General features: G+C 36.2%; 13 protein-coding genes and 2 pseudogenes. 4 read left to right on the top strand and 11 right to left on the bottom strand.

The window, feature by feature from the left end:
* Nucleotides 1–154: 154 nt before the first annotated feature.
* The 3 genes and pseudogenes from AC6ER9_RS06920 to AC6ER9_RS06910 form a co-directional block, all read right to left on the bottom strand.
* Nucleotides 155–541, bottom strand: a complete 387-nt coding sequence (locus tag AC6ER9_RS06920) for an Mth938-like domain-containing protein (protein ID WP_497074039.1) — start codon at nucleotides 539–541, stop codon at nucleotides 155–157.
* Between the two features lie 452 nt (nucleotides 542–993).
* A complete protein-coding gene (gene yajC, locus AC6ER9_RS06915) occupies nucleotides 994–1,461 on the bottom strand; it encodes a preprotein translocase subunit YajC (protein ID WP_497074038.1) in 468 nt (155 codons plus the stop codon).
* Between the two features lie 631 nt (nucleotides 1,462–2,092).
* Nucleotides 2,093–2,314 (bottom strand): annotated as a pseudogene (locus tag AC6ER9_RS06910) (Arm DNA-binding domain-containing protein); the annotation flags it as partial.
* Nucleotides 2,315–2,574: 260 nt separating this feature from the next.
* Between AC6ER9_RS06910 and AC6ER9_RS06905 the strand changes: the two are divergent.
* Nucleotides 2,575–2,755, top strand: a pseudogene (locus tag AC6ER9_RS06905) (hypothetical protein); the annotation flags it as partial.
* A gap of 94 nt (nucleotides 2,756–2,849) precedes the next feature.
* On the opposite strand, the gene AC6ER9_RS06900 reads toward AC6ER9_RS06905, so the two are convergent.
* From AC6ER9_RS06900 to tatA, 6 genes are all read right to left on the bottom strand, one after another.
* Nucleotides 2,850–4,031 (bottom strand): peptidoglycan DD-metalloendopeptidase family protein, encoded by a 1,182-nt coding sequence (locus tag AC6ER9_RS06900; RefSeq protein ID WP_497074037.1) that lies wholly within the window; start codon nucleotides 4,029–4,031, stop codon nucleotides 2,850–2,852.
* Between the two features lie 170 nt (nucleotides 4,032–4,201).
* Nucleotides 4,202–4,861 (bottom strand): protein-L-isoaspartate(D-aspartate) O-methyltransferase, encoded by a 660-nt coding sequence (locus tag AC6ER9_RS06895; RefSeq protein ID WP_497074036.1) that lies wholly within the window; start codon nucleotides 4,859–4,861, stop codon nucleotides 4,202–4,204.
* Nucleotides 4,862–4,998: 137 nt separating this feature from the next.
* Nucleotides 4,999–6,276 (bottom strand): serine--tRNA ligase, encoded by a 1,278-nt coding sequence (gene serS / locus AC6ER9_RS06890; protein ID WP_497074035.1) that lies wholly within the window; start codon nucleotides 6,274–6,276, stop codon nucleotides 4,999–5,001.
* 77 nt (nucleotides 6,277–6,353) lie between these two features.
* Nucleotides 6,354–7,136 (bottom strand): twin-arginine translocase subunit TatC, encoded by a 783-nt coding sequence (tatC, locus tag AC6ER9_RS06885; RefSeq protein WP_497074034.1) that lies wholly within the window; start codon nucleotides 7,134–7,136, stop codon nucleotides 6,354–6,356.
* On the bottom strand, nucleotides 7,133–7,567 hold the full coding sequence (locus AC6ER9_RS06880) for a twin-arginine translocase TatA/TatE family subunit (protein WP_497074033.1): 435 nt from the start codon (nucleotides 7,565–7,567) through the stop codon (nucleotides 7,133–7,135). Before AC6ER9_RS06880 ends, tatC begins: the two co-directional genes overlap by 4 nt.
* A gap of 56 nt (nucleotides 7,568–7,623) precedes the next feature.
* Complete coding sequence (gene tatA / locus AC6ER9_RS06875) at nucleotides 7,624–7,926, bottom strand: twin-arginine translocase TatA/TatE family subunit (RefSeq protein ID WP_497075303.1); 303 nt, start codon at nucleotides 7,924–7,926, stop codon at nucleotides 7,624–7,626.
* A gap of 1,519 nt (nucleotides 7,927–9,445) precedes the next feature.
* On the opposite strand from tatA, the gene AC6ER9_RS06870 reads away from it, so the two are divergent.
* From AC6ER9_RS06870 to pgsA, 3 genes are all read left to right on the top strand, one after another.
* Complete coding sequence (locus AC6ER9_RS06870; protein ID WP_497074032.1) at nucleotides 9,446–10,309, top strand: 23S rRNA (adenine(2030)-N(6))-methyltransferase RlmJ; 864 nt, start codon at nucleotides 9,446–9,448, stop codon at nucleotides 10,307–10,309.
* A gap of 376 nt (nucleotides 10,310–10,685) precedes the next feature.
* Complete coding sequence (gene uvrC, locus AC6ER9_RS06865; protein ID WP_497074031.1) at nucleotides 10,686–12,671, top strand: excinuclease ABC subunit UvrC; 1,986 nt, start codon at nucleotides 10,686–10,688, stop codon at nucleotides 12,669–12,671.
* Between the two features lie 73 nt (nucleotides 12,672–12,744).
* Nucleotides 12,745–13,326 carry a CDP-diacylglycerol--glycerol-3-phosphate 3-phosphatidyltransferase gene (gene pgsA / locus AC6ER9_RS06860; protein WP_497074030.1) on the top strand — a complete coding sequence of 194 codons (582 nt, stop codon included), beginning with the start codon at nucleotides 12,745–12,747 and terminating at the stop codon, nucleotides 13,324–13,326.
* A gap of 300 nt (nucleotides 13,327–13,626) precedes the next feature.
* Here the strand turns inward: pgsA and ndk are convergent, their stop codons facing one another.
* Complete coding sequence (gene ndk, locus AC6ER9_RS06855; RefSeq protein WP_497074029.1) at nucleotides 13,627–14,049, bottom strand: nucleoside-diphosphate kinase; 423 nt, start codon at nucleotides 14,047–14,049, stop codon at nucleotides 13,627–13,629.
* 390 nt (nucleotides 14,050–14,439) lie between these two features.
* On the bottom strand, nucleotides 14,440–17,034 hold the full coding sequence (bafA, locus tag AC6ER9_RS06850) for a BafA family autotransporter (protein WP_497074028.1): 2,595 nt from the start codon (nucleotides 17,032–17,034) through the stop codon (nucleotides 14,440–14,442).
* Between the last annotated feature and the right edge of the window lie 689 nt (nucleotides 17,035–17,723).

Raw genomic sequence — 17,723 nt, 5'->3', positions numbered from 1 at the left:
TCTATTGTATTAAATATACTTAATGTGTTAAGTTATATTATAATTTATGTTCCTTTATATTACTGTCTTAAACGGCGCTATTTTGCGGCAGAGAAAAATAATTACATTCGTCTTTATATGCTAGACGAGAACATTTATTTTATTAAAAAACACGTTATTCTACCGCAAATAATAACGCCGCGACAGCGCGATCTTCAGCCAATAAAACATTAAATGTACGCACCGCTGCTCCTGTACTCATTGTATCTGATGAAATACGCTTTTCCCATAAAAGCCCCCGTAACTCTTCAGGTAATCGTAATAATTCAATTCCAGTCCCTATTAATAAAACTTCGATCTGAGACGCTTCTTCTAAAACACGAGATAGATCCCCTTGAGTGGGAATAGGACCTGCCATATCAATGCCATAAATTCCTGATGGGACACAAATAATAGAACCTCTATGTGACATATCAGCAAAACGAAATCCACCATTTCCATAAGCATCAATAGGTGCACGACTTGGAAAATGTGCTTCACGAATTTGAATTGCATCGAACATGAATAAGCACCCTTTATTTTTGAAAATCCACTTGTCTTTTACTTCTCACCATTAAAATTAACGGTAAAAAAATTGATATATTAACCATAACTCTAAGAGGACTAAAGTAGAAATTTACTATAAAACTTTGATTTGGTCATACGACAAATATATGAAAAATTCGCTATAAACTGTGCGATTAAATGTTCTACTTATTCTACCCTTTAAAAAATTTTCTCAACTGAGTTTACACAAAAATAGGAAGCTTCTCTTTAGAAAAATAAGAATACTGTTTAAAAGACAAAAAAATTTATCTTAATATGAATAAAGCAGTAACTTGAATAGTCTACAGAAAACAAAGCCCCCCTTTTCTGTCATGATTATAAAAAACACCCCTCCTCATGAATTTGTTTTTATATTTGGACGCTTTTTATAAAAATGCCTTTTTAAATAGTATAAATTGTACTTACACCTTAAGATGCATTTTCCTTATGTTCCTTATTTTCCTTTGATATAGCTTTTTTCTCTTTAGAGACATGCATATTTTTCACTGTCGTTTTAGACTTAGACTTTTGTAGTGTTTTTGTTTTAGCATTAAGTTTTGATTTTTTTTCTGCAATCGGCTCACCTTTAACCCGCACATCAGCTAATGTTGAGCGCATAACACGAATATTCATGTTCTCACCAATTTCGACCTCTAGTTCACCACTCTCGTCATGAACCTTTGTAACCTTGCCGATAATACCACCACCCGTTATAACCGTATCACCGCGACGTACGGCATTAAGCATTTCCTGTCGCTTTTTCATTTGTGCACGCTGCGGACGAATGATAAAAAAATACATAATTGCAAAAATTAAAATGAGTGGGATAACGCTAACAAATGAAAATCCACTGGAAACATCGCCTGCACCTTGAGCATAAGCGTTCGTAATAAACATTATTTATCTCCTATAGTTAAACTTCAAGTATTTCCCACTCTATTAAAATAAAGTTCCGATTCAGAAAAACTTTCCTAAAAAATTTATCATAAAAATTGATAATGATATAATGTAATCTCAGCCTTATAAAAATGCAATAAATCCTTAAGCGACAGAATACAATAAGAAAAAAATGTAAAAAACAGATTTATTTTTCTTGAATTATATATCCTACACTAGAAGCCTACTCACTCAATAAATAATTACAAAACAATTTTTCTAATGGAAAACTTTCATTTATAGAGATAATTTATCATTTTTAATGTCGAATGATGGAGCTAAATACCGTAAAATGCTCTCATTTTAAACCTTTTGAATTCATCAAAACGATTTTTTGCACGTCACATCTGCTAATAAGCCTAGAGATAAAAACTCTTTAATGATAAGAAATCAAGTATCACTTTCATGTTCTCTCTCAAATGCGAGAGTCTTGCGCACATTGAGCGCTAACAAATCGTATGATGTTATCATCTTATACCTTCATAAATACAAAGATGATAATCTCTAATGAACCCAACCAACTGCTCTTCTAAAATCATGATTGTCTGCTACCATATTACGTTAGACATAAGCCAACACTTTTCAATGATCAAACGTAATGAAGATTGCTTATTGCCTTACGCTTTTGTTTATTGCGTTCTTTAATGGGATCACGACCCCCACGTAAAATAGAACGCCATTGGTTTGCACATTCACCAGCTTATTTTAAAGAAACATCTCTTAAAGCACCCAAGCCCATTTCACGGCACCGAGCGTGAAGAGTACAACGGTAAATCCATTGAGCACCTCCATCTTTACGTTTGTGGAGTAACAAGCCGGCACCATCACACTATTTACCAGCCCCTAATGTTGCGACAATCCTTGCATTAAGATGATTCAGAATAACAATTTTTAGTCCTTTCTTATACAGTTTTTATCCAGACACTTATCCCACTTGTGATGTGCAAGCGAGTGATTTTAATTGATGCAACATAGAGAGATTTGACATGAGAAAATCTTACGGTCTTCAGGGCTCTAATCCAATATGAATAATGCTAAATTAGTATTATAATTCAACTTCTTATAGCAATAAAAAAAGGACATGAAACACGTCAATACTTTATAAAATATGAACGACTTTTGAAAAAAGGAGTAACACCACAGATTAATTATTCAACGCCCAAGCATTGCTAAAGCTCTTGTATCATCTACAAGACAAATCACTCAGAAAGGTCATGGCATTGTAGAATTAGCTCTAAAAGCAGAAGGCTTCCAACATGCTGATGAGTCTATGGATTTAAGAAAATAAATTGTCCTTTATGAAATTTATTTAAACTATAAAATTATTCAAATTTAAAATCATCTATAAATTAGTTTTCTAAATATTTAAGAGGATCAACAGGTAATGAATTCTTTCGCATCTCAAAATAAACACGTGGCGTTTTAACATTTCCAGAAACACCAGACTTAGCAATCTCATCACCACGTCTTATCCTTTGTCCTTTGTTAACAACAAGCTTACTATTACATCCATAAATAGTGATAATATTATTTTCATGTCGAATCATGACAACATTACCCAATTCTTTTAATCCATCTCCTGCATAAATAACCACACCATTTTCTGCTGCCTTTACCGATGAGCCTTCAGGCACAGCAATGTCTATTCCTCGATTCATCATTGTTCCCTTTTTTTGACCAAACTGGCTTAGTAAACGCCCTCGTACTGGCCAACGCATCTTGGAAATTCCTGTGGCTTGCGGAGTCACAATATTATCTGTACTCGTAACAGTACTTGATAAACCAGACTCATGCTTCAAGTGCATCATCTGTGTGGAAGAATTCTTTTCAGAATTTGGCCTGTTCATCTGAGCAGAAGGTGGCGTTGTTATAGGAGCTTTATATATAGGCGTAGTCTTCTTGTGCTTTATAGAAGACGTCACTTGAGATTGGAGGGAAGATTCTGCTGTTGATGCTGCCCAATCGTTATTATTGTGCGCTTTTGAAGTTGCTAATCTACGTTTGCTTGGAACCACAAGGACCTGACCGATATAAATAGAATTGCTGTTTATACCATTTGCTGATTTTAATGCTTCAACACTAACCCCTATTTGTCTTGCAATACTAAGCAGTGTGTCTCCACTCTGGACAATATAAGAATTTTTTCGAAAAATAGGAGAGTTATCCATTTGTGAACGAGAAAGCGTTCCAAGATTACGTGGAGGAGCCCCCATAACGCGACCATCAGAAAAAGCTCTCCTACCTTGCTGCGAAGAATTATAGGAAGAATTGTCATCAATCCACGAATCATCGCTTGAGTCTACAGGAGGCAATTCAGTGCTTTGTATCATACCCGCACCATACGATAACATTTGCGGATCTGTAGACATAGTGTTTGATATATTTGACTGAGCTGATACCGTATGATGAGAGAAAATATTAGAAAAACGTTGTGTACCAGAACTACAACCAGCAACAATAATGATCACCGCTAAAAAAGTTATTCTCTGAAAATTATGCCGGAAAATGTTATCCAAAGCTTTTAAACACATCGTTTTGCTCACTCATCAATACTCAACTTACTCCATTAAAGCTTTTTTAAATTACCGAAGAGTTAAAATGAGATGTTTTATTAATAAATATCTTTACTGAAGATCAAAATGGATTTAATGGACAAGTAAAAAGAGTAAAATAATTTGCATTGTGCCTTAAATTTTAAAAACTAAAGTATTTCTGCACTACCTTTAATAAAAGGTTGATAACGCACCTGAAACAGCTCTAAATACTCAAATCGACTACCAATTTTTGTATAGCGCGTCACCGTTTGTATCCCTTCATCAGGTCCTATCGCCTGAATGAGAATTCCATTTTCAGCTAAAAGTTCTAAAAATTCCTTGGGCTCATCAGAACGTGATGGCCAAATAAGAATGCGATCAAATGATCCCAAACCTGCCACACTATGGCTTCCATCAGTCTGTCGTATAATAATATTTTCAATGCCCAAAGTTTGAAACTTTTGGCGTGCCAAATCAACAAGCGTTTTGTAACGATCAATCGTTGTCACACGGTCACTTAAGCATGCCATAAGAGCAGTGCAAAAACCAGAGCCTGTACCGATTTCCAAAACACGATGTTTTTTTTTCAATGATAGTGCTGAAAGAATTAACAGTTGTTCTTCCAAACGCTCCATATATTCCCCACACTCAAGGGGAATAACTTTATTATCATAAGCACTATTAAACCAAGGGGCAGAAACAAATTGTTGACGTGGAATTTTCTCTAACGCCGAAAAAAATCGCACGTCATCAATGCCTTTGCTACGCATTTTCAGTACAAGAGCAGCCAACTCCTCACGAAACTGTAAAATACCCTTTTGCCCCATAGTATCATTCACTCTATTAATGGAAGTGCACTTTGTATCATCTCTACAAACCACTTATTTTAAAATGGCAAAACCTTGCGTGTGCGCATACTATTACCTCTTTGCAATAAACGCATATTGTCTCTCCTGTCACAAACTTAAGCAGTAATGCAACGCATCCCCCCCATATAGGGTTGTAAAACATCTGGAACAATAATTGACCCATCGGCCTGTTGATAATTTTCAAGCACAGCAATAAGACAACGACCAACAGCTGTACCAGAACCATTAAGGCTATGAACAAAATGTAATTTTTTATCGCTTTCTTGACGATAGCGCGCATTCATACGGCGACCTTGAAAGTCTCCACAAACGGAACAGCTTGAAATTTCACGATAACATGCTTGACCAGGAAGCCAAACCTCAATGTCATAGGTTTTACGTGCTGCAAACCCCATATCTCCCGTAGAAAGAACCACTGTACGAAAAGGCAAACCAAGCCGTTTTAAGATATCTTCTGCACATTCCGTCATACGTTCCAATTCAGTAAGAGACTGCTCTTCACTGGTGATTGAAACCATTTCTACCTTCCAAAATTGGTGTTGACGCAACATACCGCGCGTATCACGGCCGGCGGCTCCTGCCTCTGAACGAAAACAAGGAGACAAAGAAGAAAATCGCAGTGGCAAATCTGATATTTCAAGAATTTCATCGTTAACCAAATTGGTTAAGGGCACTTCTGCTGTAGAAATAAGCCATCGACCATCTGTTGTTTGAAAGAGATCTTCAGCAAACTTCGGCAATTGGGCTGCTCCGTAAACAATTTCATCACGAACAAGAAGAGGCACTGAAATTTCCGTATAACCATGCTCATTGACATGCACATCAAGCATAAATTGTCCCAATGCACGCTCTAACCGTGCTAACGCCCCTGAAAGTACTGTAAAACGTGTTCCAGACAAACGACTAGCCCGTTCAAAATCCATCTGCTTGAGATCTTGACCAAGATCAAAATGCTCCTTTGGTGTAAAATTAAAGGTTGGAGGCGTTCCAACATGTCGAATGACGACATTATCACTTTCATCTTTACCTTCTGGAACATCATCCAATGGAATATTGGGAAGTGCTGAAAGATTTTTTTCAAGACTCTCTGTCAGCTGTTTTTCTTCCGCTATTGCTGAGGAAAGAAAGACTTTAAGCTCTTCAACTTCTGCTCTAAGGCGTTCAACCATTTGCTGATCAGATACAGCTAAAGCTTGTCCTATTTCCTTTGAAATCGCATTGCGACGTTCCTGCGCCAATTGCACCTTAGCAACATGGGAGCGACGTGCAAGATCAAGTTGCATTAACCTTTCGGCTTGTGGCTCAAGACCTCTACTGACAAGCGCTTTATCTAATTTTTCAGGATTTTCGCGAATCCACTTAATATCAAGCATTAAAATTCCTCATTTATATTATTTTTTATTCTATATTGTTTTTACTCATTTCTTACCGTGTGAGATTATACATTTTTTTAAGCGGATTTTCTTCTCTTTTCTATACCGTAAGCCATTAAAATTGAGACCTCATAGAGCGCTATCGTTGGTAAAGCTACTGCAAACATCGTAAAAAAATCCGACGGTGTTATCATTGCCGCAATAACAAAAGAGAGCAGAATAGCCCATTTTCGTTTAGACACCAAATCATGAGACGTTAAAAGTCTAATTTTTGTTAACAAGCTGATGACAAGAGGTAATTGAAAAATCAAACCAAAAATGAGAATAAACGACGTCATAAAACTCAAATAATCAGAAATACGCACGATAAACTCTATTCTTAAATGAACATCTGGAAGAAATTGTTGAGAAAGGCTAAACCAGAGTATTATGGGTGCTAATAGAGCATAAACAAATGCTCCTCCAATACAAAATAAAATAGGACTACCAATGAGAAATGGTAAAAAAGCCATACGCTCATTTTTATAAAGCCCTGGTGCAATAAAACTATAAAGCTGAAAAGCCGTATAAGGAAAAGATAAAATAACTCCCCCAAAAGCAGCAAGTTTCATCTTTGTTAAAAAAGTTTCCCATACTTGCGTTGATTGCAAACGAATACTCTCAGGATACCCTCCAGCTATTTTCATTGCCCACTGATATGGCCATAGTAAAAAATTTAAAATATAATCTTTAATAAAAAAGCACATTATAAAAGCGATCATAAATGCAACCAAAGCAGAAATAATTCGCTGACGAAGTTCAATTAAATGTTCTAAAAGTGGCGCCATATTGCCATCAATTTCATCTTTTTTGACATTCATGGCACATCTTCTCTACCTTTAGAAGCAACAGAAATGCCTTCAGAATGATGAGAAGCTATCGATACTGTCCTATCTTTCTTGATTGCCTTTTGATCACATTCCAAAATTTCTTTGTCTTTTTCTGATTTATGGTGTGTTGCCTTAACATCTAAATTATCTTGGATAGCCTCTGATGTATTTTGAATGGAATCAAAACTCTCTGCCAACTTCTTGCTTGAATCGCTCATATCCGAATATGTATTTTGCACATCATCGCATTCAATTTGTTTTATCACGTCATCAAACTGGTGACGAAGTTCATTGGCTGTTGAATACATATAAGCTCTTACCTTTGCTATTGTCTTGATTATTTTAGGTAAATCTTTTGGTCCAACAACAATGATCAGAACAAGTAAGATCACGATAAGCTCTGGTCCATCAATCCCAAACATCGCTTATACTCGACTTCCTCATAAAAAAATAATACACAATGATGATAACGTTTTTGTTATTTAACACGCTGTTTTTTAGCAACAGATGCCCTGCCTCCTTTAGAGTGAGAGGAAGCCTTTTTGCGGATTGCTGCATGTTTTGCCGATGACAGCTGAGATTCTCTATCAATTATTTGGGAAGGAGCAGCGATTTCAACTTTATCCTCAATGCCCGCCTCTTCTTCCTTCATATTCTTTTTAAAGGCTTTAATTCCCTTAGCAACATCACCCATTAATTCAGAAATCTTACCGCGTCCGAAAAGCACAAAAATAAGCAATAAAATTATAATTAAATGTGTTGGTGAAAAAATATTACCCATTACTCTCTCTAACCCTATGCTTTTAATTTTTTTCTCACTTACCTCTGAAGAGAGTATCAAATATCGTATCCTAATTATATATTTTTTTCTTAACTTAAAAGCAATCACACGCCTTTTAGCATATTATAACGTAAATCATTCAAAAATAATAAACCGCTTCATAAATAGTTTTAAAAGGTTTAAAAACTTTTCTAAAAGAAATTCATCTGCTCCCTTAGGGAACTAAGCAAATACTGTATCCAATATCTTTCTTAAAAAAACAACGTGGGACGGTATCAGACAAACATTTCTTCGAAACTATTGGTTACCAATAAAAAAATCATAACATGCTGTAAAATTTTTACGATTTTAATCTAAACAACTTTTTTGATACACTATCGCTCTCTTCAACAACTCCCCTTTTAAGCACAATATTTATTCTTTGCATTGGAAGAAGCTCTATCATCAATTATTCTACACATAAATAATATGAGTCATCATCGCATTCGATCAAAACTGGCGTGTGAATAAAACGCTTAGAGGAAAGAGTTAAAATGCACTCTGTAAACCACTCCAAGTACCAAGGGTTATCACAATACTGGTAACAAATATAAAGGGTATAAGCTTTCGTCTTTACGCAATTCCCCCTCCATATAACCAAGCTTTATGAGCCACTGTATGCCTCATTATTGCAAATCTCTGAACCCTGAGTATGCACACTCATCATATCATGTGCTTAAGGTATTTCAAGATTGAAAACAGCATGGAAATTTCAAATTACATGCAAAAAAAAATGGAATCAAAGGACAATCCATGTGGGAAGCATTTCTCATCGCAATCTCTTTTATAAAATTACCCTATAAAGCTATGAGATAATGCAGTGCTAGAGATAAATGAAATTGCTTACTCTGGTTAAAGATCCCTTATTCTATTGAGATTGCTGACAAGGCACATATCAATTTCAAAAACTCTTATTTTAGCATCATAAACCTAGCCATTTATTAGGTATAGTGCCAAGCTTGCATGCCCACCAATAAAATTATTCATACTTTTTTTAAATCCATCGCTATAACATCAGAATTTTATTGCTTTACCCATATTTTTGCGCTCGCTTTAAGAAAAAACTGATTGGTATAATAATATTTTTAATTTTTATCAGGCATTTTAAGTTCTTTAATCTTTAGATTAATGAGTTTGTAAGCCAAGCTTAAGTTTTCAACAAACTTAATGGATGTTTTCGTTAGCTAATGTCTTTTAGTATTTTTCTGCAATAAGCAGAAATCATAAAAAATTCTCTTACAAGATATAAATATCTCTGTTGAAATGTTTTCCCCCTCTTGCTGTCGTCCATCTTTCCTATAAAAATCTCAATGATTAATTTCATAATAGTCAGAGAATAAATACTTCCATGACATCAATATTTTATGTGTATAATTTTTTGATGATAAAATTCTTTCTACGAAAGAATTTTTATGGATATCAATTCTATTATTCTATGCTAATAATCTGATACAGTCATACAAATGATAGAGTTTCTTTCATGAATTATCGGCATATTTATCATGCTGGCAATTTTGCTGATGTTTTTAAACACATTATTGTCACCCGCATTGTAGAATATCTCAAACGCAAAGAAAAAGCTTTCCGCGTTATAGATACGCATGCTGGTATCGGTATTTATGACCTTTCTTCTTTAGAAGCCAAAAAAACTGGAGAGGGGCGTGAAGGTGTGCAACGAATTTTTTCAACGTCTATCCCTGAAGATTTAAGAGCACTCCTTTGTCCATGGTATGATATCATTGATGCCCTCAATAAAGAGGAAAAAGAAATTGTATTTTATCCTGGATCCCCTATTCTTATTCGTCAATTATTACGGAAACAAGATCGTCTCACCGCAATAGAATTGCACAATGAAGATTATCATATTTTGGCAAAAAATTTTGCTGGTGATTATCAGACAAAAGTTCTGCATTTGGACGGTTGGCTTTCCTTAAACGCTCATGTACCCCCAAAAGAAAAACGTGGATTTATTCTTGTTGACCCTCCGTTTGAAAAAACTGGAGAATTTTCCCGCCTTATTGAAGGATTAATGAAAGCCTATCGTCGTTTTTCTGGAGGAATCTACGCTTTATGGTATCCTGTAAAATATGACAAAGAAATTGAATATTTTCTTCACGCGCTTTATCAAACAAAAATTCCTAAGATTCTACAGCTTGAAATGCGTATTCGAAAAAGTTCAAGTCCACCTACAATGAATGGAAGTGGGATGATTATTATCAACCCTCCCTATCTTTTGGAAGAAGAAATGAAACAGCTCAGCCCTTTTCTTATCAACCGTCTTGGACAAGATGAACATGCCCAAATAACGCATAAGTGGATTCAAAAAGAACAGCCATTAAATTAGATTTTGCTCTTATATTTTTCCTAAATTAAAGTACCATTTTGTAAGATACGAAGGCGATAATACTCTTTTACTTTTTGGATAATATCACCATATCATTGAGCTAACGACTATAAGCTTGAAGTCGTTTCTTTCTTTTAAAAAGTCTCTCCCCTCTTTTATCATTATGGATTTTCTATTCCAATTATTTTTAATGAATCAGTGGGGCACGTTCATAAAGCTGTCTTAAACAACAATTCTCACATTTTTTACGTAAAATAAGCACTATAAAATCATACTCTTATGCTATAGTGTGTTATTTATAGACAAAAATTATTAAAGGCATAAATAATCATTATTTAGTAAAAGAGTAAACAAAAAGCGTTTCTTGATAAATGGAATGATCCTGAGAAATAATACAAATTGTTCGCAAAATAAACGAGAAAAGCTTTCTTTTCTCTCTAATCTTACGTGGAACAATGCCAATCAAAACAATGAAAAAAGTCAATTCCAAGGTGTCAAATTCATACAAGAATTTGTTAAACACCTTCCGCATAAGCCAGGAGTTTACCGAATGATTGGTGAAAATGGGGACATTCTATACGTTGGAAAAGCCCGTAATCTCAAAAAACGTGTTTTAAACTATGCACGTGAGCAAGGACACAATAATCGTATTACCCGCATGATTCGTGCAACATATCATATGGAATTTATTGTTACCCATACAGAAACAGAAGCACTCCTTTTAGAAGCAAATCTCATCAAAAGATTGCATCCACATTTTAATGTATTGCTCCGTGATGATAAAAGCTTCCCTTATATCATGATTACAGATGATCATCGAGCCCCTGCACTTTACAAACATCGTGGTGCTCGAACACAAAAAGCTCATTATTTTGGTCCTTTTGCCTCTGCTGGTGCGGTAACACAAACAATTCATGTTTTACAACGCGCTTTTTTATTACGCACCTGTACCAATGCAACTTTTGAAAACCGTACGCGCCCTTGTTTGCTTTATCAAATTAAGCGATGTTCTGCACCTTGTACCCATGAAATTAATGATAGTGATTATAAAGAACTGGTGAGAGAAGCAAAAGCGTTCCTTTCGGGAAAAGATCAGTCTGTTAAAAATGATATGGTCCAAGCTATGCATAAAGCCGCAGAAAGTCTTGATTTTGAACAAGCCGCTTCTTATCGTGACCGCTTATCCGCTCTTTCTCATATTCAAAGCCATCAAGGTATTAATCCTCAAACGATAAAAGAAGCAGATGTCTTTGCAATTGCACAAAAGGAAGGAATAACCTGTATTCAAGTGTTCTTTTTTCGCATGGGGCAAAATTGGGGAAACCGTGTCTATTTTCCTAAAGCAGATCCCTCTTTTTCTCGTACTGAAATTTTAGCGAGTTTTCTTGCCCAATTTTACGATGACAAACCACTTCCCAAAAACATCCTTTTATCCGAAGAAATTGAAGAAAAGACACTTCTTACAGAAGCATTGAGTTTCAAAGCAAATCACAAAATATCTCTCTCTTTACCCAAGCAAGGTGAACGAAAAAAGCTTGTTAACCATGCCTATCTTAATGCTCATGAAGCACTTGAACATAAGCTTGCTGAAACAGCGACCCATACAAAATTGCTTCAAGGGCTTGCTGAAACATTTCAACTACCCTTTCCTCCACGCCGTATAGAAGTCTATGACAATTCTCATATTATGGGAACAAATTCGGTAGGTGCTATGATTGTTGCTGGTCAAATAGGATTTGTGAAAAATCAATATCGCAAATTCAACATTCGCTCAACAGATATCACACCTGGCGATGATTTTGGCATGATGAAAGAAGTGATTAAACGAAGATTTTCACGCCTTATCAAAGAGCATGATTTGCCCGATAAAAGTCATGACATACATGATAAAAATCATGACATTTTTCCCATTTGGCCTGATCTTATCTTAATCGATGGGGGTGAAGGACAAATCAACAGTGTGCATACAGTACTTGCTGAATTGCAATTAAATAATTTGATCACCGTTATTGGAATCGCCAAAGGTGTTGATCGTCATGCAGGACGTGAACGATTTTTTATAAAAGGTATCCCTCCTTTTACACTTCCACCTCGTGATCCTATCCTCTATTTTTTGCAACGTCTGCGTGATGAAGCACATCGTTTTGCCATTGGAACACATAGAATAAAGCGAAAAAAAGCAACATTCAAAAATCCACTTGATGAAATCGAAAATATCGGTCCGACAAGAAAGCGTGCATTGCTTCATCATTTCGGAAGTGCTAAAGCTGTTGCTAATGCCTCACTTGAAGATTTGAAAAATGTTACGGGAATCTCTGCCACAATTGCACAAAAAATTCATAACCATTTTCATGAAAAATAGGCTTGTTTCATCAGCTTAGCCTTGTTACGTTTAAGGGGATATATTCTCTTTCACAAGAATTTAAAATAGCTCTATGAAAAATCATACTTTTTCTTTTCCAAATCTTTTAACGTATGCACGAATTGTTGCAGTCCCAATGGTGGTTGCGTGCTTTTTTGTAGAAGGACGCCTACAATCAAGTGATATAGCACGCTGGATTGCCGTTTCTATTTTTGTCATTGCTTCCATTACTGACTTTCTTGATGGTTACCTTGCCCGTATTTGGAAACAAACATCCAATATTGGTCGTATGTTAGATCCAATTGCCGATAAACTTCTGGTCTCTGCGTGCCTGCTCTTACTTGCCGCAGACAGTACCATCGCTGGATGGACTTTGTGGGCTGCTATTATCATTCTTTGCCGAGAAATTCTTGTATCAGGATTGCGTGAATATTTAGCTGAATTAAAAGTAAGCGTTCCGGTTTCTCGTCTTGCAAAGTGGAAAACTTTTGTACAAATGATCGCTATTGTCTTTCTTTTAGCAGGACCAGCGGGTAATAAAGTTTTCCCTTACACAGTAGAATTTGGCATTACGATGCTGTGGATTGCTGCCCTGCTTACATTGTGGACAGGATGGGACTATTTTCGCGCCGGTTTAAAACACGTCATCTCATGAAATAGTCTCTTGATTTTTAATGATAATCTACCTTTTCTGCCACTTAAACAAGAGATAAAAATACCGTAAGATTGACTTATTTCAAATCTATTGATGATGAAACAGCCAAAACTCTTCTTTTGCATATCACAAATATAGTTATGCTCCTCAAGAAAAGATAAATGAGCTCTAACAAAACAGTTGCAATATTAAAAGCAGAAAAAGTGATAAATCTACATATCTGCCAAAGAGACCTATAATCTTATAAGCAAAAACCCAAAACACAATGTTTCGGGTTTTTGCTTTTTATTTACGTTTTTATTAACCAACAATTTCTACCTCAGAAAACCAAAAAGCGATTTCTGTTTTTGCCGTTTCAGCACTATCGGATCCATGGACAGAATTCTCACCTATCGACAAAGCATGAATTTTACGAATTGTTCCTTCTTCTGCATCACTAGGATTAGTCGCCCCCATCACTTCACGGTTTTTAGCTATGGCATTTTCTCCTTCTAAAACCTGTACTACTGTTGGACCAGAAGACATAAATTCAACCAATTCGCTAAAAAAAGGGCGTTCTTTATGCACAGCATAAAAATTTTCAGCCTCACGCTTACTCATCCAGACACGTTTAGATGCAATAACACGCAAATCCGCATCCTCAAGCATTTTGGTAATTGCGCCCGTTAAATTACGACGTGTTGCATCTGGTTTAATCATCGAAAAAGTACGCTCTAAAGCCATTTAACCACCTTTATTCTATTGATAACATTCTCTAGCCATTTCTATAGCGAGCAAGCAGCCCTTTGCCAAGTGTCTCTGCAAAAATCTACACAAATTCTCAAAAATATAGAATAAATTATAAAGAAGACTTCAATAGGAATACCTGCAACTCCTCCTCCCATCATAAGATGTATTGCCACCTCTTATTAAATAGCTCCCGTTATATTCCTAAACGCCTCCCATCAAAAGTTACCATTTGAGCAATAAAAAATTATAAGAAAATCTAATACACAAAAAAATATATATCTTTTATAAAAATCTTCTTCGTTAAAAGAAAATGGATCTAGACACTCCGTATCTCAGTGTGAAAACTCCTTTACACTCTGAGAACAATTTAAAAATATCTCATAATTAGAAACTATAGCGTACCCCTATAATTCCCTGAAGAGATTGTTTTGTTTTGCGCCCTTTAACATAATGGGCCTCACCATATAACTTCAACTTCTCACTCACAAAACTGCTCAAACCTATGCCTAATTTACCCGCATTGCCTGATAAATCTGTGGTAAATGGATGTTGTTCATTAATCAATGTCTGATTATTGTCCTTATGCTCACGCAACCATGCTGCTGTAATATATGCCTGTGAAGAAGAAGCCATGCCAGAGCCAAATTCATACCCTAAAGATAAACCAACCTCACTGCGGAGTGAAATAAAAGGACGCATGTTACCGGTCATATCATTTGATAACTTGATTTCTTTACCCTCAACTTGCGACCATGTAAATTGCCCATAAGGCTGCAACCAACTGCTCTTGGACGTCTGAAGTCGATAACCGGCTTCAAAGGAGGTTCCCACCGCCCATTGCGTATAGGTTCCTTCAATTCCTAAACCATTCGTGGAAACTGCCTTTAGAGTATTTTGATAATGATTGTATTTTAAAACGCCATCGAGATACCAGCCACTATGATCAAAATAAGTGGCATAAGCCCCAATGCCATAACTATTGATACCGCTGGTACCACCCCGTGCATGCGCAATACGTGCGTGGTCATAACTTCCAAACCCCCCAATATAAAATTCTCCATTTTCCCATTCGCTTAAGCCATTAAGCCCTAAAACGATACCGGTCTGATCGAGCTTAAAGTCTATATGCTTTGTCGCAATACTCTCTTTCGTTTTAATCGCATAGGTCCATAAAGCCGTATTCTTTTTACTTTGATCTAAAATTCCTCTTCCCGCACGCACGGTTTGCATTTCATTGTGAAATACCATCGCTGGAGCGACAGACATAGACAATACCGCATCTGTAGAAGGCGTGGTTAAAAATTGAGAAACTGGAAGCGTTTCACTTAATTGTGGAGAATCTTGCTCTTGATTACTTGGTCGCAAAGTCATCTGATCAGCTAAAACTTGAGAAGATGCTGAAACAGCAGCCTGTTGCTCATTATCAGAAAGAGGAGAATGACTTTCTGGAGAATATACCATATGAGTCATATTTTCTTGAGAGGAAGATAACGCAACACTCGAGACGTTTTGTGCTTCTCTTAAATGACGTGGAGGCCGTGAGTTGGTCTGCGCTTTTTTAGTAGACTTTTGAGAATCAGTATTTTTTCCTCTAGAAGAAGCGCCTTTTTGAGCCCCTTTACCACTACCAGTAGGTGATGTAGAAGAAAATTTTTGTTTCTGTTTTCCACACTGAGAGGAAATATTTGAACGTTCCGTACCTTCAGAGGCTATACCTAAATACCAAATCGTAGCACCACCACTAGAGTCAGCACACCTTTCTCTCTTCAGCAATTGATACTGATAGGTTCCACCATCAACAACTGTAATACCCTTCCCTGAAAGATCTGCCAAAGTAAAGTTAGCTCCTTCATTCTGGCTTCTATCGGTAATTAGATTGATTCCGCTAACTAAACTATTCTTTTGTAAGAGAGGACCAGTAATTTCACGACCAGAATCCGCAACGCTTATTGTGTGATTACCTGCGCTTTCATCAATCAATAAATAATCACTATTATGATCTCCTGTAGCATTGATATTAAAACGAAAATGTAAATCGCCTGAAAGCTTTTCAACATGAAGTGAAATATGTCGTGGATCATACGGTATAGAACTAAAAATAATAGTTCCATTCTGTCCCCCTAAATCTTGAATTTTAATCTTTGGTTTTTCTCCTACATTTCGCTCACCTACCTCAAATATTGTTTCTGGGGCTCTTTCTGCTATAGGAATATTTTTCCTAGTAGTATGATTTGTCTCATCACCAGCAAACAAATAAAGTTCCCCGCCCCCATTGACCCTTACGGCCCCAACGACATCTTTTGCGCCAACATGTAGCCAAGACCTAGCATAATCCATAATTGTTAAAGTATTCACCAGCCCTCTAGGATAAACAACTTGGGTAGCTCTTTCACGCAAGGTAGTTTTTACAGATTCTCCCAGTGCTAAAACATGCTGCCTGCCATTCCCCGAAACTATAGTATCCTGTGATTTTCCCCCCTCTCTTCTTTCTCCCGAATAAAGATTTTGTTCTCCATCTTTTTCCACTTTCGTATTCCAGGCCGTTGCTCCATCAGACACATTCTGTTGTCCTACGGCTCCACTCCCTCCAGAAACTGTGGTACTATATGCGCTGCTTCTTCTAATCACACTTGTAAGATCAATATTTTTCTCTTCATGAACAAACTGTTTACCTCCAAGGATTTTAGCATCTATTGCATTTCCTCCGCGTGTAACTATTTGCATCCCCCCTTTTTGAATAGTGGCACCCATTGAAGTTTTTCCATTTTCAACAATTTCAACACCACCATCTCCAATTTGAATATTAGTACTAGGCAACATGTTTGTAATCAATGCTGAACCTTTTTGGACAGTTCCTCTAGGCGTCACATTTTCTAATCTTTTTAGCTCTCCATTCCTGCTCTCAACTGCATTTGCAGATGGAACAAGACAACTACTAATCATCAAGATTGAAAAACTTAACTTGTATTTATACCGCATTATCCACACTCCACTCTCAATTATTTAGAAAAATACCCCGCGACTACGTGGGTAGCTCATTTTAGATTGTATCATAATGTGTTTTATTTATGTCTAAATACAATTTTTTAGTGTATTTTTAAATTTAAAACAATTATAAGTTGTAGATATTTAAACCACTAAAAATGCTGACTTAAGGAAAAAAAATTAATAAAATTCAAAATGTTATTTGTATTCAAAAAATAGTTTGCATGTTTGTATTTGAAACTACGGATGAAGAAAATGCTCGTACCCTTTAATGAGGTCACACCCTTCACGTAAAATAAAACATTCTAAACGAAACATACTTGCGTTGCTCATTCACACGCTTATTTTAAAGAAATATCTCTCAATAGGCCCAAGTCCATTTCCCAACATCGACTATGAATGCTACAATAATAACCTTATTGCGCACCACGCATCTTTACGCCGTATGACAAAGCAAGCCAACATCATCAAACACTTTTCCAGCCCTAAAATATTGCTAAAACCCTTAACATTTGTGGTGGTTTATGAGAAACTTTTGAATGCTTTCTTATACAATTTTTACACCACACAGGCTCTCATAACTTATGCTGTGCAAGCAAATGGTTTTGATTGATTCAACATGGAGAAGATTTAGAATAAGAGAAACTTATGATAATCAGAACTCTCATTCAACTAAAAGAGAG

Source organism: Bartonella sp. SL317 (genome assembly GCF_059687655.1).
Note: the sequence above shows the minus strand (reverse complement) of the source record. Positions and strands in the feature narration are given on the sequence as shown.